Raw genomic sequence first — 21291 nt, 5'->3', positions numbered from 1 at the left:
TAAGGCGCCAAACCTGTGGGAGCGAGCCTGCTCGCGAAGACGGCAACACAGCCAACATCTCCGTTGACTGACCTACTGCTATCGCGAGCAGGCTCGCTCCCACGTGGTTTTCGCTTAACTGACTGGCATTAGGGCGAGCCTCGCTCCTACAAGGAATCCGGGCCTGACACGGGATGTGTGTTCGCCGTGGACCAGGGTGGTGGGCCTGCTCGCGCGTTCGCGAGCAGGTTCGCTCCCACAGTTGATCGTTGCGATCAGTTGTCATACCCCAGGTTCGGCGCCAGCCAGCGTTCGGTCACGGACAGTTCCTGGCCCTTGCGCGCGGTGTAGCTCTGGACCTGGTCCTTGTCGATCTTGCCCACGGCAAAGTACTGCGCTTGTGGGTGAGCGAAGTACCAGCCGCTGACAGCTGCGGCGGGGAACATCGCGTAGTGCTCGGTCAGGAACACGCCGCTACGCCCGGCCTGCATTTCGCTGGCCTCGGGGTCCAGCAGCTTGAACAGCGTCGATTTCTCGGTGTGATCCGGGCAGGCCGGGTAGCCGGGGGCAGGGCGGATGCCGCTGTACTGCTCTTTGATCAGCGCTTCGTTGTCCAGCACCTCGTCCTTGGCATAGCCCCAGTGTTCTTTACGCACTTGCTGGTGCAGCCACTCGGCGCAGGCTTCGGCCAGGCGGTCGGCCAGGGCCTTGACCATGATCGAGTTGTAGTCGTCGCCAGCGTCCTGGTAGGCCTTGGCCACTTCTTCGGCGCCGATCCCGGCGGTGGTGATGAAGCCGCCGACGTAGTCAGTCACGCCGCTGTCTTTCGGCGCGACAAAGTCGGCCAGGGAGAAGTTCGGCTTGCCGTCGGTCTTGATGATCTGCTGGCGCAAGTGATGCAGGCGCGCCAATGGCTGGCCGTCATCGCCATAGACCTGCAGGTCGTCGTCGTGCACCTGGTTGGCCGGCCAGAAGCCGAACACCGCGCGGGCGCTGATCAGCTTCTCGTCGATCAGCTTGGCGAGCATTTCCTGGGCATCGGCGTAGAGCGCCGTGGCCGCTTCACCGACCACTTCGTCGGTGAGGATGCGCGGGAACTTGCCGGCCAGGTCCCAGGAGATAAAGAACGGCGTCCAGTCGATGTACTCGGCCAGCACCTTCAAATCGATGTTGTCCAGCACCCTGGTGCCCGTGAACGTCGGCTTGACCGGGGTGTAGCTGCTCCAGTCGAACTGCGGCTTCTTGGCGATCGCGGCCGGGTAGCTCAGGCGTTCGGTGCGGGCGCTGCGGTTGGCGGTACGCTCGCGCACCTCGATGTATTCCAGGCGGGTCTTCTCGACAAACGCCGGCTTCAACTCCTTGGACAGCAACTGCGTGGCCACGCCCACGGCGCGCGAAGCGTCGGTGACGTAGATCACGGCGTCGTTGCTGTACTTGGGTTCAATCTTCACCGCCGTGTGGGCCTTGGACGTGGTCGCGCCACCGATCATCAGCGGCAGGTGGAAGTCCTGGCGCTGCATCTCGCGGGCGACATGGACCATCTCATCCAGCGACGGAGTGATCAGCCCGGACAGGCCGATGATGTCGCACTTCTGCTCCTTGGCCACTTGCAGGATCTTCTCGGCCGGCACCATCACGCCGAGGTCGACGATGTCGTAGCCGTTACAGCCCAGCACCACGCCGACGATGTTCTTGCCGATGTCGTGCACGTCGCCCTTGACCGTGGCCATCAGGATCTTGCCCTTGGCTTCGGGCTTGTCGCCTTTCTCCAGTTCGATGAACGGGATCAAGTGCGCCACCGCTTGCTTCATCACCCGGGCGGACTTGACCACTTGCGGCAGGAACATTTTGCCGGCGCCGAACAGGTCGCCGACGATGTTCATGCCCGACATCAGCGGGCCCTCGATCACTTCGATCGGACGCTTGAACGACTGGCGCGACTCTTCGGTGTCTTCGACGATATGGGTGGTGATGCCCTTGACCAGCGCGTGTTCCAGGCGCTTGTTGACGTCCCAGCTGCGCCATTCCTCGGTCTCGGCTTCCTTGACACTGCCGTCGCCCTTGTACTTGTCGGCGATGGCGAGCAGGGCGTCGGTGCCGTGCGGGGTGCGGTTGAGCACCACGTCTTCCACGGCGTCGCGCAGCTCGCTCGGGATCTGGTCGTAGATCTCCAACTGGCCGGCGTTGACGATGCCCATGGTCAAGCCGTTGCGGATCGCATACAGCAGGAACACCGAGTGGATCGCCTCGCGCACCGGGTTGTTGCCACGGAACGAGAACGACACGTTGGACACCCCGCCCGAGGTCAGGGCGTAGGGCAGTTCGTCGCGGATGTAGGCGCAGGCGTTGATGAAGTCGACCGCGTAGTTGTTGTGCTCCTCGATGCCCGTGGCGACGGCGAAGATGTTCGGGTCGAAGATGATGTCTTCCGGCGGGAAGCCCACTTCGTTGACCAGGATGTCGTAGGAGCGCTTGCAGATCTCTTTCTTGCGCGCTTCGGTGTCGGCCTGGCCGGTTTCGTCGAAGGCCATGACGACCACGGCGGCGCCGTAGCGCTTGCACAGCTTGGCGTGATGAATGAACTGCTCGACGCCTTCCTTCATGCTGATGGAGTTGACGATGCCCTTGCCCTGGATGCACTTGAGGCCGGCTTCGATCACTTCCCACTTGGAGGAGTCGATCATGATCGGTACGCGCGAGATGTCCGGCTCGCCGGCAATCAGATTGAGGAAGGTGACCATCGCCTTCTTCGAATCGAGCATGCCCTCGTCCATGTTGATGTCGATCACCTGGGCGCCGGCTTCGACCTGCTGCAGGGCGACTTCCAGGGCCTCGGTGTAGTTGTCCTCGCGGATCAGGCGGGCGAACTTGGCCGAGCCGGTGATGTTGGTGCGCTCGCCGACGTTGACGAACAACGAGTTGCGATCAATGGTGAACGGCTCCAGGCCGGACAGGCGGCAGGCCTTGGGAATGTCCGGGATCTGCCGCGGCGCGTAGCCGGCAACGGCCTTGGCGATGGCCTCGATATGCCCCGGCGTGGTGCCGCAGCAACCGCCGACGATATTGAGGAAACCGCTCTGGGCGAACTCTTCGATGACCTTGGCGGTCTCTGCCGGCAACTCGTCGTATTCGCCGAACTCGTTGGGCAGGCCGGCGTTGGGGTGCGCCGAGACGTAGGTGCTGGCCTTGTTCGACAGCTCTTCAAGGTAGGGACGCAGTTCGCGGGCGCCCAGGGCGCAGTTCAGGCCCACCGAGATCGGGTTGGCGTGGGCGATGGAGTTCCAGAAGGCTTCGGTGGTCTGGCCCGACAGGGTACGGCCGGAGGCATCGGTGATGGTCCCGGAGATCATGATTGGCAGCTCGACACCCAACTCTTCGAAGACGCCCTGTACGGCGAAGATCGCGGCCTTGGCGTTGAGGGTGTCGAAGATGGTCTCGATCAGGATCAGGTCGGCGCCGCCTTCGATCAGGCCTTTGGTGGCCTCGGTGTAGTTCTCCACCAGTTCATCGAAGGTGACGTTGCGATAGCCGGGGTTGTTGACGTCTGGCGACAGCGAGCAGGTGCGGCTGGTCGGGCCCAGGACGCCGGCGACGAAACGCGGGCGGTCCGGGGTTTCCAGGGTCTTGGCGTCGCACACCTTGCGCGCCAGGCGGGCGCCTTCTACGTTTAACTCATACGCCAGGCTCTGCATGCCGTAGTCGGCCTGGGACACCTGGGTGGCATTGAAGGTGTTGGTTTCCAGGATGTCGGCGCCGGCATCCAGGTACTGCTTCTCGATCGCCCCGATCACATCCGGGCGGCTGAGGACCAGCAAGTCGTTGTTGCCCTTGACGTCGCTTGGCCAGTCGGCGAAGCGTTTGCCACGGTAGTCCTGCTCCTCGAGCTTGAAGCTCTGGATCATGGTGCCCATGCCGCCATCGAGGATCAGGATGCGCTCTTTGAGAGCTTGCTTGAGGGCGTGGAGGCGAGCACTGCGATCGGACATGAGGACTACCTGGAAAGGCCATAACGGAGGGCCGAGATGATAGCAAACCTGCGCGCTTTTAGTGCATAAGGCGCTTTTACATGAATATCGCTCATGTTAAGGGTAGGTGTTCACGGTGTGGCGAGCGAGCGTGCTCGCGCTGGACTGCGCAGCAGTCGCTATTTTTGCGGCCACTGCGCGACCCACCGCGAGCACGCTCGCTCGCCACAGGTGTCGGTTCAACGTCGAGACGGTTTTAAGTCAACGGCACTGCGGTAGAATCGCGGCGTTTTTTTATGATCGGGACCCAAGGACATGTCGTATCGCGCTTTCATCTGCCTCTGTGTGCTGCTCATCGGCAGCGCTGCCCGTGCCCAAGGCCCGGTGCCGGCGATTTCCTATACCCGCGATATCCAACCGATCTTCACCGAGAAATGCGTGGCCTGCCACGCCTGCTACGACGCCGCCTGTCAGCTCAACCTGGGCAGCGGCGAGGGCGCGGCGCGGGGCGCGACCAAGATTCCGGTGTACCTGGGTGAGCGCAGCAAGGCCGCGCAGCCAACCCGCTTGTTCTACGACGCGTTTGGCACGGCGGCCTGGCAACACCAGGGCTTCTATTCAGTGCTCGACGCCCAGGCCAGTCAGGCCGGGTTGATGGCACGCATGCTGGAATTGGGTCACCAGACCCCGCTGCAACCCAACGCCAAGCTGCCGGAAGAGATCGTCCTGGGCCTGAACCGGGCCAATATGTGCTCGCAGCCGAGTGAGTTCGACGACTACGCCAGCCAGCACCCGAAAGAAGGCATGCCACTGGCAGTGACCGGCCTGACCACCCAGCAATACCAGACCCTGCAACGCTGGCTGGCCTCCGGCGCGCCCATCGACGAGCAAGGCCTGGCGCCGAGTGCGCAAGAGGCAATGCAGGTGGTGCAATGGGAGAACCTGCTCAATGCACCGGGCGCCCGGCAAAGCCTGGTGGCACGTTGGTTGTTCGAGCACTGGTTTCTTGCGCACCTGTACTTCAAGGACGGCGAGCCGGGGCATTTCTTCCAGTGGGTGCGCTCGCGTACCCCCACCGGCCAGCCAATTGACCTGATCAACAGCCGGCGCCCCAACGACGACCCGGGCACCCAGATCTACTATCGCCTGTGGCCGGTGCAGGGGGTGATCGTGCACAAGACCCACATCACCTATCCGCTGAGCCCGGCGAAGATGGCGCGGGTCAAGAGCCTGTTCTACAGCGGCGACTGGACCGTCGACGCCTTGCCCGGCTACGGCCCGGAGCGCCGGGCCAACCCGTTCGAGACGTTCCAGGCGATCCCGGTGCAGGCGCGCTATCAGTTCATGCTCGATAACGCCGAGTACTTCGTGCGCACCTTCATCCGCGGCCCGGTGTGCCGTGGGCAGATCGCGACCGACGTGATCCGCGACAACTTCTGGGCGTTGTTCCAGGCGCCGGAACATGACCTGTACGTGGTCGACCCCAACTACCGGGCGCAGGCTACGCCGTTGCTGGCCATGCCCGGGCAGAACGACGATGTCGGCAGTGTCTTGAGCCTGTGGCACGCCTACCGCGACAAGCGCAACCAATACGAAGCCCTGCGCCGCGACAGCTATGCGCAGGCGCCAGCGCCCAGTTGGTCGAACCTGTGGGCCGGCAACGACAACGCCTTGCTCAGCATCTTCCGCCACTTCGACAGCGCCTCGGTGACCAAGGGCTTGATCGGCGACGTGCCACAAACGATGTGGCTGTTCGACTTCCCGTTGCTCGAACGCACGTATTACCAGTTGGCGGTCAACTTCGACGTGTTCGGCAATGTCTCGCACCAGGCCCAGACCCGGTTGTACTTCGACCTGATACGCAATGGTGCCGAGCAGAACTTCCTGCGCCTGATGCCCGCTGACTCCCGTGACGGCTATCTCGACGATTGGTACCAGAGCAGCGGCAAGTTCAAGATGTGGCTCGACTACGAAAGCATCGACGACGACACGCCGACCGCGCTCAAGCTCGATCCCAAGGACCCCAAGCGCGACTTCACCACGCAATTGCTGGCCCGCTACGGTGACTTGAACGCGCGGCCTGACCCGATCAACCGCTGTGCCGGTGCCTACTGCTCACGACCCAACATCGACCCGGCCCTGCAGGGCGCCGAGCAGGCCCTGAGCCGCCTGGCGTCACGCCCGGCAGCGGGGCTCAGGGTGATTGACCAGTTGCCCGAGGCCACGATGCTGCGCATCGAAACCAAGAGCGGCCAGCGCGCGGTCTACAGCCTGCTGCGCAATCGCGCCCACAGCAACGTGGCGTTCATGCTCGGCGAGTCATTGCGCTACCAGCCGGGGCTGGACACCTTGACCCTGTATCCCGGCGTGCTGAGCAGCTACCCCAACTTCATGTTCAACATCCCGGCCGATGAGGTGCCGCAGTTCGTCGCGCAGATGGAAAGCGCCAAGGATGCCCAGCGCTTCGAAAAAATCGTCGAGCGCTGGGGCATTCGCCGCAGCCATCCGCTGTTCTGGGTGTACTTCCACGACCTGAGCCGCTACCTCCAGGAAACCGACCCGGTGGAAGAGGGCGTGCTGGACATGAATCGCTACGAGAACCTCTGACACACGAGCAAATCCCTGTGGGAGCGAGACCGGCTTGCCGGCGAAGACGGTCGTTCATTCGATATCAATGTTGTCTGATCCGCCGCTTTCGCGAGCAGGCTCGCTCCCACGGCAGGCCTGCCTTGAGCACCAGTCGAGGCCAGTGTACTTTTCCGACAAAAATACTAGGACTTTGTCCGGCGCGATGATTGGCGTAAACTGCGCCCAAGCCTGCGAGGAATTTCCATGACCGCCATTACCATCACCGACGCCGCCCACGATTATCTGGCTGATCTGCTCTCCAAGCAGAACACCCCCGGGATCGGCATCCGCGTCTTTATCACCCAGCCTGGCACCCAGTACGCCGAAACCTGCATTGCCTACTGCAAGCCGGGCGAAGAAAAACCCGAAGACACGGCGCTGGGGCTCAAGAGCTTCACCGCCTACATCGACCACTTCAGCGAAGCGTTCCTGGACGATGCCGTGGTCGACTACGCCACCGACCGCATGGGCGGCCAACTGACCATCAAGGCGCCGAACGCCAAAGTCCCGATGGTCAACGCTGACAGCCCGGTCAACGAGCGCATCAACTACTACCTGCAAACCGAAATCAACCCGGGGCTGGCCAGCCACGGCGGCCAGGTCAGCCTGATCGAGGTGGTCGAGGACGGCATTGCGGTGTTGCAGTTCGGCGGCGGTTGCCAGGGCTGCGGCCAGGCGGACGTGACCTTGAAGGAAGGGATCGAGCGCACCCTGCTTGAGCGCATCCCCGAGCTCAAGGGCGTACGCGACGTCACCGACCACACGCAGAAAGAAAACGCCTACTACTAAGGCGTTCGCTGCGAACATAAAAAACGGCGCCCCGTGAGCGCCGTTTTTTTGTGCCTGGGATGATCAGCTCGCATCCCCCGTGGGAGCGAGCCTGCTCGCGAAAGCGGTGGGCCAGCCAGCCTTGATAGTGAATGTGCCGGCCTCTTCGCCGGCAAGCCGGTCTCGCTCCCACAAGGGGTCTATACAGACTCAGGGGCGATACAAATGCGCATGCCCCGCCCGATACAGTGACGACTCGCTGAAGTGATCCGCCGCCAACACCCGGCCCACCAAAATCAATGCCGTGCGCCGGAATCCCTTGGCCTGCACTTTTTCGGCAATGTCGGTGAGTGTGCCGGTGACCCAATCCTGGTCCGGCCAGCTGGCCCGGTGCACCACGGCAATCGGGCAATCGGCGCCGTAGTGGGGCAACAGTTCGGTGACGATCTTCTCCAGGTGATTGACCCCCAGGTGAATCGCCATGGTCGCGCCATGCTGGGCCAGGCTGCCGAACGCTTCGCCGGCGGGCATCGCGGTCTTGTCGGCGTAGCGGGTCAGGATCACGCTCTGGGAGATGTCCGGCAGGGTCAGTTCGGCGCCCAGCAAGGCGGCGCAGGCGGCGGTGGCGGTGACGCCGGGGATGATCTCGAACGGGATGCCCAGCTCGCGCAGGTGCCGGATCTGTTCGCCAATCGCGCCATACAGGCTCGGGTCGCCGGAGTGCACGCGGGCCACATCCTGGCCGTTGTCGTGGGCCTGCTTGATCACGTCGATGATCTGTTCCAGGTGCAACTCGGCACTGTTGACCACACAACTGGCCTGATGCCCCTCCAGCACCGCTTCGGGCACCAGGGAACCGGCGTAGATGATGACGGGGCAATGGCGGATCAGGCGCTGGCCCTTGACGGTGATCAGCTCCGGGTCGCCGGGACCTGCGCCGATGAAGTAGACGGTCATGGCCGGCTCCTGTGAAAAAGGGTCAAGGCAAGGCTCCAGATGAAGGTTGCTCATGATCGAAGGCGAGGATTATCGGGGATTTTACGCGGTGCCGGCCAATGCAAAGGTGGCCTGGGCGTATTTTTGCCGTGGGATCAGCAGCTTGGCCGGTGCCAGGGCCATCTGTTCGGCCAGGGCCAGGGCCGCGCTTTCCGCGACGCCGTAGCAGCCGGTGCGCTCGAAGGCGATCTGCGAGTAGTGGCTGAGTTGCGACTGGTAGCCGGCTAACTCGGCGCTGCTGAACGTCGTCAGTGGCAGCGCCAGTTGGGCCGCCAGTTCGATCAGGCCCGGCTCGTCGCGCTTGAGATCGATACTGGCCAGCGCCAACACGGCCTGCAACTCAATGTGATGCGCCTCAAGCGCCTGATCGAGCAAGGCGCGCAGCGTGGCGGCCGGGCAGCCGCGCTGGCAGCCCAGGCCGACCACCAGGGTCGGCGCTGCGCTGGGCTCACTCATGCCGGATGCTGGCCACGGCGGAACAGCCACGCGCTGATCAGGCCCAGGGCCAGCCAGAACGCCACGTTGGTCAACTGCGAAGCGATCTTGAACTGGCTTTCCAGTGCCTCGGGCGCGAGCATCGAATGTACCAGCGGTTGCGGCGCGCCAATCACGTGGGGTACGGCCAGGATCGCAACGCCCAGAACCTTCAACAGCCAGCTCTTGCCGAACACCATCAGGGCAATGCCCACGGCGGTCGACGCTGCCGTGCCGACCCACCAGATCTGCCGTTGCGCCAGCTCGGCCGCCGCAGTGCCCGGTAGTTCCGGTGGCAGGCCGAGGGTCGGCGCCAGGACGAACGTCGCGTAACCGGCCAGGCCCCAGAGCAAACCCTGGGAGGTACGGCTCGGGGTGCGCAAGGTGTAGAGACCGGCCAGCATCAGCGCGAAGCCGACGGCCACCACCAGGTTGCCGCCGGTGGTCGACAGCACGCGCTGCCAGCCATCTGCCGGTTCCCAGGCTTCAGTGTCGTGGCTGTGGGCCGCCGTGGCGTTGTCGGCGTGGGCATGCACTTCAACGACGGCCGGCTCGGACTTCTCGTAGGTCTCGGCCTGCAAGATCAGCGGGGCGACCCAAAAGCTTTGCAGCAGGGTCAGCAACAGGGCGGCGAGCAGCCCGCTGAACCCTGCGGTTTGAGCAATACGCTTGATCATGGAGGCAGGTCTCAGTGGCACGGGAAGGCGGCGCTGTGACGGGTGTCATGCGCGGCGTTGTGCACGGCTTCGATGTGCGAGAAACCAGCGAAGTACACCAGGCAAATGCCCAGGATCGAGGCACTGACGGCCGCAACGATGCGTTGGCTCACGGTGGTTGTGGTGCTGGCGCTGGCGTGGCGGGTGCTGCTGATGGTTGACATGGCGCTTCCCTCTGCTGATTCAGGGGCAAGTCGAGCGCATGCAAACCCCGCGAGACAGGCACGCAGGGGTCCGAAACAGCGCCCGCCCACCGCGGGTTTGTTAGTCGTGGTTCTTCAAGGAACACGTGATGTTACGGGCCGGTCTCCGGGCTCACGAGGGGCTGGCCTTAAGCCAAACCTGCAAGCATCTCCTTCCCATGCCGAATGCCGGCACAGTGGATTTGACGCTTCGCTCGCTTACCGTTGCGGGGGCAGCACCGGAATAACATGGCTGCGACTGCAAGCACATGATTCACCGGTTTCCCGTTTCACCCTTTGCAGGGCACCCGTAACAAGTCGGGTAGGAGAGCATGGGCAGGGGCGGGGAGTCAAATGGCAGGGGTTCCCAGCTTGCAGCGGTGTCGCGTTCTTCGCGAGCAGGCTCGCTCGCACAGAGGGAGCGCCTTTCAAAGGTGGGAGCGAGCCTGCTCGCCAAGCAAACGACGCGGTCGTCACCAGACATTGACCCGCCCCCCCGCCATGCGTAGCCTTGCGCATTCGAGGTTCTTCGGCCCAGGTCGAAGCTAAGAAGGGAACGCGGTCAATGCCGCGGCTGCCCCCGCAACTGTGAACGGTGTCGTTTGTGCCATGCCACTGCCAGCTCCCCGGAGCACGGCGGGAAGGCGCGCAAAACGCCAGTCGAAAGACCGGCCCACCGTCAGCCAGGAGACCTGCCTCGACACAGATTCTCACTACAACCGGGCGGGGTGATCCGGTGGCGAACTCTCTCGGCACGCGTACGCGCTGCCGGTCCTCGTCCCGATGCCCGTCACCTAAGCGATAGGGCATCCGATGAAAACACTGAGCAAACTCCCCGTCACCATCGTTACCGGCTTCCTCGGCTCGGGCAAGACCACCTTGTTGCGCCACATGCTCGACAACGCCCAGGGCCGCCGTATCGCGGTGATCGTCAACGAGTTCGGCGAGCTGGGCATCGACGGCGAGATCCTCAAGCAGTGCGCCATCGGCTGCACCGAGGAAGAAGCCAACGGCCGGGTCTACGAACTGGCCAACGGCTGCCTGTGCTGCACCGTCCAGGAAGAGTTCTTCCCGGTGATGCGCGAACTGGTGGCACGGCGCGGCGACCTCGACCACATCCTCATCGAAACCTCGGGCCTAGCGCTGCCCAAGCCCCTGGTCCAGGCGTTCCAATGGCCGGAAATCCGTAGCGCCTGCACCGTTGACGCAGTGATCACCGTGGTCGACAGCCCAGCGGTCGCGGCGGGCACCTTTGCCGCCTTCCCGGACCAAGTGGACGCCCAGCGCAAGCTCGATCCGAACCTGGACCACGAGTCGCCGCTGCACGAACTGTTCGCCGACCAACTGGCCAGCGCCGACCTGGTGATCCTCAACAAAGCCGACCTGATCAGCCCCGCCGACCTGGCCCGCGTGCGCCTGGAAGTGGCCGAGGAGCTGCCGCCGGCGGTGAAGATCATCGAAGCCAGCAGCGGTCGTGTACCGCTGGACGTGTTGATCGGCCTGGGCGCCAGCGCCGAGGAACACATCGATGGCCGCCACAGTCACCACGACCATCACCACGGTGAAGGCGACGACGATCACGATGACCACGATCACGACGCCTTCGACTCGATCTCCATCGAACTGCCACAAGCTGACGAAAGCCTGCTGCTGGACGCCCTGACCCAACTGGTGGTCAAGCACGGCATCCTGCGGGTCAAGGGGTTCGCCGCGATCCCCAACAAGCCGATGCGCTTGCTGATCCAGGGCGTGGGCAGCCGGTTCGACAAGCACTTCGACCGCCAGTGGGGCCGCGACGAAGCACGCACCACGCGCCTGGTGCTGATCGGCCAGGACCTCGACGGCGCCGTGCTCGAAGCGCAACTGCGCGCGGCCCTGAGCGCCTAAACCATGCACCTGCTCAGGACCCAGCCCGGTGGTTTCGTCGCCGATGACACCATTGCCGACCTCGGACAAACCCCCGCCGAACTGGTGATCCTGTGCAGTGGCGACTCCAGCCTGGCGCTGCTGGCCGAGGCCGCCCAGCAGTTGCCCGGCGACTACCCGAGCCTGCGCCTGGCCAACCCGATGCAGGTGCAGAATCACGCTTCGGTCGACCTGTACGTCGACCAAGTGCTGCGCCACGCCAAGGTGATCCTGATCTCGTTGCACGGCGGCATCGCCTATTGGCGCTACGGCGTCGAGCGGCTGGTGGAGCTGTCCCAGCGTGGTGTGCAGCTGATCCTGGTGCCGGGCGATGATCGCCCCGATCCGGAGCTCAGCGACTTGAGCACGGTGCCGGCCGAGTACCGCGACCGGCTCTGGCAGTACCTGCGCCAGGGTGGCCTGGGCAACGCGCTGGATTTGTTCCACTGCCTGGCCAGCGGCGTGCTGGGTCGCGCGTATCCCTGGGCCGAGCCCCGGGTGTTGCCACGCACCACGATCTACCACCCCACTAAAAGCACCGCCGCCCTGGACGATTGGCAGGCCGACTGGCACGCCGATCAACCGGTGGCGGCGGTGTTGTTCTACCGCTCGCACTTGCAGGCGGCCAATACCGCGTTCATCGATGTGTTCTGCCAGCGCTTGCAGGCGGCAGGCCTCAACCCGTTGCCAATTGCCGTGGCCAGTTTGAAGGAGCCCGGCTGCCTGGCGGCGGTCGAGGATTGGCTGGATGAGGCCCAGGCCGGTGTGATTCTCAACACCACCGGGTTCGCCCAGTCCAGCCCCGAAGCGCCGCACCTGCGGCCGTTCCGGCGCAACATCCCGGTGATCCAGGCCATCTGCGCCCAGGACAATGAACCGGGTTGGCGCGCCAGCGAACAGGGCCTCGGCCCCCGGGACCTGGCAATGCACATCGCCTTGCCGGAGCTGGACGGACGGATCATCAGCCGTCCCATCAGCTTCAAGGACCTGGCCTGGCGCAGCGAACGCAGCCAATCGGACGTGGTCTGCTACCGCGCTCAACCCGAGCGCATGGACTTTGTCGCCGAACTGGCGCGGCGCTGGGTCGACCTGGCGCGGGTGCCGAATGCCGACAAGCGGGTCGCGCTGATCCTCGCCAACTACCCGACCCGCGATGGGCGCATCGGCAACGGCGTGGGCCTGGATACCCCGGCCGCGGCGCTGAACATCCTGCGCGCCCTGCACGCCCAGGGTTATCCGCTGCCGGCCGAATTGCCCGCCAGCGGCACCGCGCTGATCCAGCAATTGCTCGGCGGGGTCAGCAATGACCTGGAAACCCTCGACCAGCGTCCTTGCCAGCAAAGCCTGGGGCTGGAGGACTACGCGGCGATGTTCAACACCTTGCCCGCAGCCAATCAACAGGCGGTGCTGGAGCGTTGGGGCACACCTGAAAGCGATCCGATGTACCGGGGCGGGCGGATGATGATTGCCGGCCTGCGCGTTGGCCTGACCTTCGTGGGCATCCAGCCGGCCCGCGGTTATCAAGTGGACGCGAGTGCGGTCTACCACGACCCGGACCTGGTGCCGCCCCATGGCTATCTCGCGTTCTACTTCTGGCTGCGTAAAGTCTACGGCGCCCATGCGCTGATCCACGTCGGCAAGCACGGCAACCTCGAATGGCTGCCGGGCAAGGGCGTCGGCCTGTCTGAAACCTGCTGGCCGGACGCCTTGCTGGGCCCGTTGCCGAACATCTATCCGTTCATCGTCAATGACCCGGGCGAGGGCGCCCAGGCCAAGCGCCGCACCCAGGCGGTGATCATCGACCACCTGATGCCACCGCTGACGCGTGCCGAGACCTACGGCCCGTTGCGCAACCTGGAACTGCTGGCCGACGAGTTCTACGAAGCCCAGTTGCTCGACCCGCGCCGTGCCCGGGAGCTGCAGCGCGACATTCTCGAGCTGGTGCGCGAAACCCACATCGACCGCGAACTGCAACTGGACGCCCAGCTCGACAGCGAGGCCGACGCGGCGATCTGGCTGCCGCGCCTGGACACCTACCTGTGCGACTTGAAAGAGTCGCAGATCCGTGACGGCCTGCACGTGTTCGGCGAGTCTCCCCGCGGGCGCCTGCGCATCGACACCTTGCTGGCCTTGCTGCGCATCCCCCGGGGCGACGGGCGTGGCGCGCAATCGAGCCTGCTGCGGGCCCTGGCCAAGGCGTTCGCGCTGGGTTTCGATCCGCTGGACTGTGAGCTGTCCGCGCCATGGACCGGTCCCCAGCCGGCTGAACTGCTGAGCCTGAGCGACGAAGCCTGGCGCACGGCGGGCGACACCCGCGAACGCCTGGAGCGGTTTGCTGCGCAACTGATCACGCAGGCCTTGGACGAACCTTATCCCTGTGGGAGCGAGCCTGCTCGCGAAGCGGTCGATGAGGGGGGCGCGATCTGGTCCGAGGTGAATGCGATCATCGCCCACCTGCGCGAAGTCGTCGCGCCGCGCCTGGACGCCTGCGGCCCGGCGGAGATGCAGGGCTTGCTGGATGCCCTGGCCGGTCGTTTTGTCCCGGCGGGCCCCAGCGGCGCGCCGAGTCGCGGGCGTCTCGACGTGCTGCCCACCGGACGCAACTTCTATTCGGTGGACGTGCGCAACCTACCGACCACCACCGCGTGGCGCATCGGTTTCCAGTCGGCCAACCTGATCCTGGAGCGGCACCTGCAGGACCACGGCGACCACCTGCGCCAACTTGGCCTGTCGGTGTGGGGCACCGCGACCATGCGCACCGGCGGCGACGACATCGCCCAGGCCATGGCGCTGATGGGCGTGCGCCCGGTGTGGGCCACGGGCAGCCAGCGGGTCGACGACTTCGAGATCCTGCCGCTGAGCCTGTTGGACCGCCCACGGGTGGACGTGACGCTGCGGGTCTCCGGGTTCTTCCGTGATGCCTTCGCCAATTTGATCCGCCTGTTCGACGCGGCCGTGCAAGCGGTGGCGGCGCTGGATGAGCCCGACGATCAGAACCCGCTGGCGGCCAAGGTGCGGGCCGAGCGCGAGGCCTTGATGGCGTCCGGCGTGGATGAGGAGGCGGCCGGGCGCCAGGCCGGTTGGCGGATCTTCGGCGCCAAGCCGGGTGCCTATGGCGCGGGCGTGCAGGGCGCGATCGACGGACGGTTGTGGCAGAGCCGCGACGACCTGGCCGAGGTCTACCTGAACTGGGGCGGCTATGCCTATGGCGGCAGCGATGAAGGCACCGCCGCCCGCACGCAGTTCGCCCAGCGCCTGAGCCAGGTGCAGGCGGTGCTGCAAAACCAGGACAACCGCGAGCACGACCTGCTGGATTCCAACGACTACTACCAGTTCCAGGGCGGCATGCTCGCGGCGGTTGAAAGCCTGAGCGGCGCGCCGGCGGCCAGCTACCACGGTGACCACAGCCAGCCCGACCTGCCGAGGATCCGCACGCTTAAAGAAGAGCTGAACCGGGTGATCCGCTCCCGCGCGGCCAATCCGAAGTGGATCGAAGGGGTCAAGCGCCATGGCTACAAAGGCGCGTTCGAACTGGCGGCGACCGTGGACAACCTGTTCGCCTTCGACGCGACCACGCAACTGATCGACGACCACCAATACGCCTTGCTGGCCGACGCCTATCTGCTCGACCCGTCGACCCGCGAGTTCGTCCGCCAGCATAATCCCCACGCCCTGCGCGACATGACCGAACGCCTGCTCGAAGCCCAGCAGCGCGGCCTGTGGCAGGAGCCGGGCGAGTACCGCGAGGCACTTGAGCAGTTGCTGTTGGATAGTGAAGAGGATGGCTGATGTTGCGCTCACTCAGTCCTGTGGGAGCGGGCTTGCTCGCGATGAGGGCAGCACATTCAGCATCAATGTTGACTGATCCACCGCTTTCGCGAGCAAGCCCGCTCCCACCCAGATACCACCGACCATGAGAACGCCAATGACCGACACCCTGCATTTCCCCCTGTCCGCCGTGGTCGGTGCCGATGACCTCAAGCTCGCCCTGTGCCTGACGGCCATCGACCCGAAGATCGGTGGCGTGCTGATCGAAGGCCCGCGCGGCATGGCCAAGTCCACGCTCGCCCGAGGCTTGGCGGACCTGCTCGCCAGCGGCCAATTCGTCACCTTGCCCCTGGGCGCCACCGAAGAACGCCTGGTCGGCACCCTGGACCTGGACGCCGCGCTGGGCGAGGGCCGCGCGCAGTTCTCCCCCGGCGTATTGGCCAAGGCCGACGGTGGCGTGTTGTACGTCGATGAAGTCAACCTGTTGCCCGATCACCTGGTGGACCTGCTGCTCGACGTGGCGGCCAGCGGCACCAACCTGATCGAGCGCGATGGCATTTCCCATCGGCATCCGGCGCGGTTTGTGTTGATCGGCACGATGAACCCGGAGGAGGGCGAGTTGCGCCCGCAACTGCTCGATCGCTTCGGCCTCAACGTGGTGCTCGGCGGCCTTACGTTGCCGCTGGAACGGGGACAAATCATCCGCCGCCGGCTGGACTTCGACACGGATCCGCAGGCGTTCTGCGCACAGTGGGAACCCGAGCAACAAGCACTGCGCACGCGTTGTGAACAGGCTCGTGCAGCGTTGGCGAGTATTCCCCTTGATGATCAAGCGCTGGAGTGGATTACGCAGCGCTGCTTCGCCGCCGGCGTCGATGGCCTGCGCGCCGACCTGGTGTGGCTGCGGGCGGCCCGCGCCCATGCCGCCTGGCGCGGGGCGGCGGCGATTGGCGAGCAGGACATTGATGCGGTGGCCGAGTTTGCCTTGCGCCACCGTCGCCGCGAGCTGGGCACGCCCGCGCCGCAGTCTTCCCCAGCGCCGCAGTCGCCCGCCGCGCAGGCCGGCAACTCAAGTGAAGGCCAGGGCCAGTGGGGCGAGATGCCGGCCCAAGCCCTGCCGACCGGTGCTCGACGTGAAGTGCCGAGCTGGCCAAAAAAGCCCTAGGCATTCGCCCCCGGTCCGACGCGGGGGCGAATGCCAAACCCGGTGCCGGGCACCTGAAACATGGCCGGCAGGGTGCACGCCAGGCGGCCCAGGGCGGGGCGGTGAATTGGCCGGGCACCTTGCTCAAGGGGCGTCCCCGACAGCGTGAGGACTTAGTGTTCCACCTGCGTTGCCGCGCGCCCCATGAGGTGTGGCTGGTGATCGTCGACGCCTCGGCTTCTACCCGTCGTCATCATGCCTTGAGCGACGCCAAGGGGGTGCTGGCGCAGGTGTTCGACGATGCCTATCGACAACGGGCGCGGCTGGCGTTGCTCACGGTCAGTGGCGCCACGCCGACCTGGCAGGTGCAGGGGTTGAAAGCTTCTGCCAGCCTGCATGGCTGGCTTGAGACGCTGGGCGCCGGAGGCGGCACGCCGATGCTCGCAGCGTTGGCGCAAGCCGGACAATGGCTGGCCCAGCGGCAAAAACGCTATCCGGCCGAGCAGCAGCGTCTGCTGCTGGTCACCGATGGCCGACTCCCGGCATGGCCGCCATTGCTTGCGCTCAACTGCCCAAGCGTGGTGCTGGACATCGAGCGCGGGCCGATCCGGCTGGGGCGTAGCCAGGTGTTGGCGGCGCAGTTACAGGCCGAGTATCGGCATATCGATCAGTTGCTGCCGGGTTGAGTCATCTTGCGCCCAGCCAGTGATTCTCTGTGGGAGCGAGGCTTGCCCGCGAAGAGGCCAACCCAATCAACATCGATGTCGCCAGACTTACCGCTTTCGCGGGCAAGCCCTAATGCCAGTCAGTTAAGGCGCCAAACCTGTGGGAGCGAGCCTGCTCGCGAAGACGGCAACACAGCCAACATCTCCGTTGACTGACCTACTGCTATCGCGAGCAGGCTCTCTCCCACGTGGGTTTCGCTTAACTGACTGGCATTAGGGCAAGCCCCACAAAGAGTCCGGGCCTGACAGGGGATGTGTGTTCGTCGTGGACCAGGGTGGGATCGGGCTTGCCGGCGAAGGCGACAGAACATTCACCATCGAGGTCAATCGATCCAGTGTTCTTCAAATCGAGGGGCGGGGTGGTGCGCTGCTCGTTCCTGTAGCGCGCCTACCCGCACCGTGTAGCCAACGGTAGCGCTTATCCGCCGTGGGCCGGGTAACGCCTTTGTCGTCGTGTGTGCCATCTCGTTGATTCACTTCATCTTTCAAATGCGCTGGGAATCACCGCGTGGGCTGTGGCACACTTTCTGCTGTCTATTCCGCTGTTACACATCGTGTTCCGGTATAGCGGAATAAACAGCCTCCTGGAGTGCCCGTCATGCAGCGTCGACCTTCCTTGTTTACAGCGTGCGTTTTTCTCTTTACGGCTTGTGCGTCTGCCATGGGCGTTGCCCAGGCGGCGGACAGTAAGCTCGACAGTGTGTTGAAGCGTGGCCATCTGATCGTGGGCACGGGCAGTACCAATGCGCCGTGGCACTTCCAGGGGGCCGACGGCACATTGCAGGGCTTTGATATCGACATCGGGCGGATCGTCGCCAAGGGTTTGTTCAATGACCCGAGCAAGGTCGAGTTCGTGGTGCAGTCGTCCGATGCGCGGATTCCCAATCTGCTGACCGATAAGGTCGACATGAGCTGCCAGTTCATTACTGTCACCGCCAGCCGCGCGCAGCAGGTGGCCTTCACCCTGCCGTACTACCGCGAAGGCGTGGCGTTGCTGTTGCCGGCCAACAGCAAGTACAAGGAGATCGAAGACATGCAGGCCGCCGGCGACGGGGTCACTGTCGCGGTGCTGCAAAACGTCTATGCCGAAGAGTTGGTGCACCAGGCGCTGCCCAAGGCCAAGGTCGACCAGTACGACAGCCAGGACTTGATCTACCAGGCCATCAACTCGGGCCGGGCCGATGCGGCCGCCACCGACCAATCCTCGATCAAATACCTGATGGTGCAGAACCCCGGCCGCTATCGCAGCCCGGCGTATGCCTGGAGCCCGCAAACCTACGCCTGTGCGGTCAAGCGCGGGGATCAGGACTGGCTGAACTTCGTCAACACCGCCCTGCATGAAGCCATGACCGGCGTCGAGTTCCCGACCTACGCGGCGTCCTTCAAACGGTGGTTCGGGGTGGACCTGCCAACGCCTGCAATCGGTTTCCCGGTTGAGTTCAAGTGATCCGATGCGAGTGGGGCGGCCCTGAGTCGCCCCGCTCAAGGTAGTACTGACCATGAACTATCAGTTGAACTTTGCCGCCGTGTGGCGTGACTTCGACACCTTGTTGGCGGGGCTCGGCCTGGGCCTGCAGTTGGCGCTGCTGTCGATCGCCATTGGGTGCGTGATCGGCCTGCTGATGGCGTTTGCCTTGCTCTCCAGGCACCGCGCCCTGCGGGTCCTGGCGTCGGTGTATGTGACGGTGGTGCGCAACACGCCGATCCTGGTGTTGATCCTGTTGATCTACTTCGCCTTGCCCAGCCTGGGGATTCGCCTGGACAAAATCCCCTCGTTCATTATCACCCTGTCGCTGTATGCCGGGGCGTACCTGACCGAGGTGTTCCGTGGCGGGCTGTTGAGCATTCCCAAGGGCCTGCGTGAAGCCGGGTTGGCCATTGGCCTCGGCGAGTGGCAGGTCAAGGCTTACGTCACGGTGCCGGTGATGCTGCGCAATGTGCTGCCGGCGCTGTCGAACAACTTCATTTCGCTGTTCAAGGACACCTCGCTGGCGGCGGCGATCGCCGTGCCGGAGCTGACCTATTACGCGCGCAAGATCAACGTGGAGAGCTACCGGGTGATCGAGACCTGGCTGGTGACCACGGCGCTCTATGTAGCGGCCTGTTACCTCATTGCCGTGCTGCTGCGGTACGTCGAGCAGCGCTTGGCGATCCGCCGATAGGAGCGTGTGATGTATCAATCCCCCAGTTGGTTGCATGAGTTATGGGTGGCGCGCGAAACCCTGTGGCAAGGTTTTTTGACCACTGTCCAGGCCTCGGCATTGGCGATTGTGCTGGGCACCCTGATAGGCGTGGTCACCGGCTTGGTGCTGACCTATGGCACGTTCTGGATGCGCGCGCCGTTTCGTTTCTACGTCGACGTGATCCGCGGCACGCCGGTGTTTGTGCTGGTGCTGGCCTGCTTCTATATGGCGCCGGTCCTGGGCTGGCAGCTCGGCGCGTTTGGCGCGGGGGTGCTGGGCCTGACGCTGTTTTGCGGCTCCCACGTGGCCGAGATCGTGCGCGGTGCGCTGCAAGCCCTGCCGTCGGGGCAGATGGAGGCGGGCAAGGCCATCGGTCTGACGTTCTATCAGTCCCTGGGCTACGTGCTGTTGCCCCAGGCACTGCGGCAGATCCTGCCGACCTGGGTCAACTCGTCGACCGAGATCGTCAAGGCCTCGACCTTGCTGTCGGTGATTGGCGTGGCCGAGTTGCTGCTCAGTAGCCAGCAGGTGATCGCCCGGACCTTCATGACCCTGGAGTTCTACCTGTTCGCCGGTTTTCTCTTCTTCATCATCAACTACGCCATCGAGTTGCTCGGGCGGCAGATTGAAAAGCGGGTGGCCCTGCCATGACAGACGTTCAAGCTTCGACCTTCAACCCAGGCCCGGCGCTGCTGGACATTCGCGGCCTGCACAAGCAGTACGGCCAAGTGGAAGTGCTCAAGGGCGTCGACCTGACGATGCAGCGCGGTAACGTGGTCACGCTGATCGGCTCCAGCGGTTCGGGCAAGACCACGCTGTTGCGTTGCGTGAACATGCTTGAAGAGTTCCAGGGTGGGCAGATCCTGCTCGAGGGTGAATCCATCGGCTACGTCGAGCACAACGGCAAGCGCCAGCGCCACCCGGAAAAAATCATCGCCCAGCACCGGGCCATGACCGGCATGGCGTTCCAGCAGTTCAACCTGTTCCCCCATCTCACGGCGTTGCAGAACGTGACCCTGGGCCTGCTCAAGGTCAAGAAGCTGCACAAGGATGCGGCGGTGGCCCTGGCCGAGAAATGGCTGGAGCGGGTCGGCCTGCTGGAGCGCCGCAATCACTTCCCCGGCCAGCTCTCCGGCGGCCAGCAACAGCGCGTGGCCATCGCCCGGGCCATCGCCATGAACCCCAGCCTGATGCTGTTCGATGAGGTGACCTCGGCCCTGGACCCGGAGTTGGTCGGCGAAGTGTTGAGCGTGATCAAGGGCCTGGCCGAGGATGGCATGACCATGTTGCTGGTGACCCACGAGATGCGCTTTGCCTTTGAGGTCTCGGACAAAATCGTCTTCATGAATCAAGGGCGGATCGAAGAGCAGGGCGCCCCCAAGGCGCTGTTCGAACGCCCGCAATCGCCACGGTTGGCGGAATTTCTCAAGAACACCCGTTTTTAATAGGAGAGACACCATGAGCATCACTCGTTACGGCACCGGCAGCACCGCCGGTGGCGGCCAGGCCCGTCCGTTTGCCCGCGCCGTGGAAGCCGATGGCTGGCTGCATGTGTCGGGCCAGGTACCGGCGGTGGACGGCGAGATCATTGCCGGCGGGATCGTCGAGCAGACCCACCAGACCCTGCGCAACCTGATCGCGATTCTCGAAGAAGCCGGCTACGGCCTGGAAGACGTGGTGCGCACCGGCGTGTGGTTGGACGACCCACGGGACTTCTGGAGCTTCAACAAAGTCTTCGCCGAGTACTTCAGCCCCGAACACGCCCCGGCCCGGGCCTGTGTGCAGGCGAGCATGATGGTCGACTGCAAGGTCGAGATCGATTGCGTGGCGTACAAGAAGAAGGGGTGATCGCCACCCC

General features: G+C 64.4%; 16 protein-coding genes and 2 riboswitches. Of the genes, 11 read left to right on the top strand and 5 right to left on the bottom strand.

The genetic code is table 11. The features are described from left to right. Positions 1–254: 254 nt before the first annotated feature. The gene (gene metH, locus BMW74_RS04160; protein WP_093414070.1) at positions 255–3965 is read right to left on the bottom strand and encodes a methionine synthase; all 3711 of its coding nucleotides are present in this window, start codon (positions 3963–3965) and stop codon (positions 255–257) included. Positions 3966–4259: 294 nt separating this feature from the next. Here metH and BMW74_RS04155 point away from each other — a divergent pair, with 294 nt between their 5' ends. Together BMW74_RS04155 and nfuA are read left to right on the top strand one after the other, a co-directional pair. Continuing rightward, positions 4260–6551 (top strand): fatty acid cis/trans isomerase, encoded by a 2292-nt coding sequence (locus BMW74_RS04155; protein WP_093414067.1) that lies wholly within the window; start codon positions 4260–4262, stop codon positions 6549–6551. A gap of 225 nt (positions 6552–6776) precedes the next feature. Further along, positions 6777–7361, top strand: coding sequence for a Fe-S biogenesis protein NfuA (nfuA, locus tag BMW74_RS04150; protein WP_093414064.1), 585 nt, complete (start codon positions 6777–6779; stop codon positions 7359–7361). Between the two features lie 189 nt (positions 7362–7550). Here the strand turns inward: nfuA and cobM are convergent, their stop codons facing one another. The 4 genes from cobM to BMW74_RS04130 all read right to left on the bottom strand — a co-directional run bounded on the left by cobM (position 7551) and on the right by BMW74_RS04130 (position 9690). Further along, a complete protein-coding gene (gene cobM, locus BMW74_RS04145; RefSeq protein ID WP_093414061.1) occupies positions 7551–8297 on the bottom strand; it encodes a precorrin-4 C(11)-methyltransferase in 747 nt (248 codons plus the stop codon). A gap of 81 nt (positions 8298–8378) precedes the next feature. Further along, positions 8379–8792 carry a cobalamin biosynthesis protein gene (locus BMW74_RS04140; RefSeq protein WP_093414058.1) on the bottom strand — a complete coding sequence of 138 codons (414 nt, stop codon included), beginning with the start codon at positions 8790–8792 and terminating at the stop codon, positions 8379–8381. Continuing rightward, a complete protein-coding gene (locus BMW74_RS04135; protein ID WP_093414056.1) occupies positions 8789–9487 on the bottom strand; it encodes a CbtA family protein in 699 nt (232 codons plus the stop codon). The genes BMW74_RS04140 and BMW74_RS04135 overlap by 4 nt, the downstream gene beginning before the upstream one ends. Before the next feature lie 11 nt (positions 9488–9498). Further along, positions 9499–9690 carry a CbtB domain-containing protein gene (locus BMW74_RS04130; protein ID WP_093414053.1) on the bottom strand — a complete coding sequence of 64 codons (192 nt, stop codon included), beginning with the start codon at positions 9688–9690 and terminating at the stop codon, positions 9499–9501. A gap of 118 nt (positions 9691–9808) precedes the next feature. Beyond that, positions 9809–10035, bottom strand: a riboswitch (cobalamin riboswitch). A 178-nt stretch (positions 10036–10213) separates the two neighbouring features. Next, positions 10214–10423: riboswitch (cobalamin riboswitch) on the top strand. A 98-nt stretch (positions 10424–10521) separates the two neighbouring features. On the opposite strand from BMW74_RS04130, the gene cobW reads away from it, so the two are divergent. From cobW to BMW74_RS04085, 9 genes are all read left to right on the top strand, one after another. Beyond that, positions 10522–11595: a cobalamin biosynthesis protein CobW gene (gene cobW, locus BMW74_RS04125; protein ID WP_093414050.1), complete on the top strand. Its 1074-nt coding sequence runs from the start codon at positions 10522–10524 to the stop codon at positions 11593–11595. A gap of 3 nt (positions 11596–11598) precedes the next feature. Then, a complete protein-coding gene (gene cobN / locus BMW74_RS04120) occupies positions 11599–15402 on the top strand; it encodes a cobaltochelatase subunit CobN (RefSeq protein ID WP_093414047.1) in 3804 nt (1267 codons plus the stop codon). Between the two features lie 136 nt (positions 15403–15538). Beyond that, the gene (locus tag BMW74_RS04115; RefSeq protein ID WP_093414043.1) at positions 15539–16546 is read left to right on the top strand and encodes a magnesium chelatase ATPase subunit I; all 1008 of its coding nucleotides are present in this window, start codon (positions 15539–15541) and stop codon (positions 16544–16546) included. Between the two features lie 53 nt (positions 16547–16599). Further along, positions 16600–17211: a vWA domain-containing protein gene (locus tag BMW74_RS04110; RefSeq protein WP_093414041.1), complete on the top strand. Its 612-nt coding sequence runs from the start codon at positions 16600–16602 to the stop codon at positions 17209–17211. A gap of 637 nt (positions 17212–17848) precedes the next feature. Further along, positions 17849–18697: a transporter substrate-binding domain-containing protein gene (locus BMW74_RS04105; protein ID WP_093414038.1), complete on the top strand. Its 849-nt coding sequence runs from the start codon at positions 17849–17851 to the stop codon at positions 18695–18697. A gap of 52 nt (positions 18698–18749) precedes the next feature. Then, a complete protein-coding gene (locus BMW74_RS04100) occupies positions 18750–19412 on the top strand; it encodes an amino acid ABC transporter permease (RefSeq protein WP_093414035.1) in 663 nt (220 codons plus the stop codon). A gap of 9 nt (positions 19413–19421) precedes the next feature. Further along, positions 19422–20084 carry an amino acid ABC transporter permease gene (locus BMW74_RS04095; protein WP_093414027.1) on the top strand — a complete coding sequence of 221 codons (663 nt, stop codon included), beginning with the start codon at positions 19422–19424 and terminating at the stop codon, positions 20082–20084. Continuing rightward, complete coding sequence (locus BMW74_RS04090; protein WP_093414024.1) at positions 20081–20878, top strand: amino acid ABC transporter ATP-binding protein; 798 nt, start codon at positions 20081–20083, stop codon at positions 20876–20878. Before BMW74_RS04095 ends, BMW74_RS04090 begins: the two co-directional genes overlap by 4 nt. 13 nt (positions 20879–20891) lie before the next feature. After that, the gene (locus BMW74_RS04085) at positions 20892–21281 is read left to right on the top strand and encodes a RidA family protein (protein ID WP_093414021.1); all 390 of its coding nucleotides are present in this window, start codon (positions 20892–20894) and stop codon (positions 21279–21281) included. Positions 21282–21291: the final 10 nt, after the last annotated feature.

It is taken from the genome of Pseudomonas sp. ok272 (assembly GCF_900109995.1).
Taxonomy (GTDB): domain Bacteria; phylum Pseudomonadota; class Gammaproteobacteria; order Pseudomonadales; family Pseudomonadaceae; genus Aquipseudomonas.
Note: the sequence above shows the minus strand (reverse complement) of the source record. Positions and strands in the feature narration are given on the sequence as shown.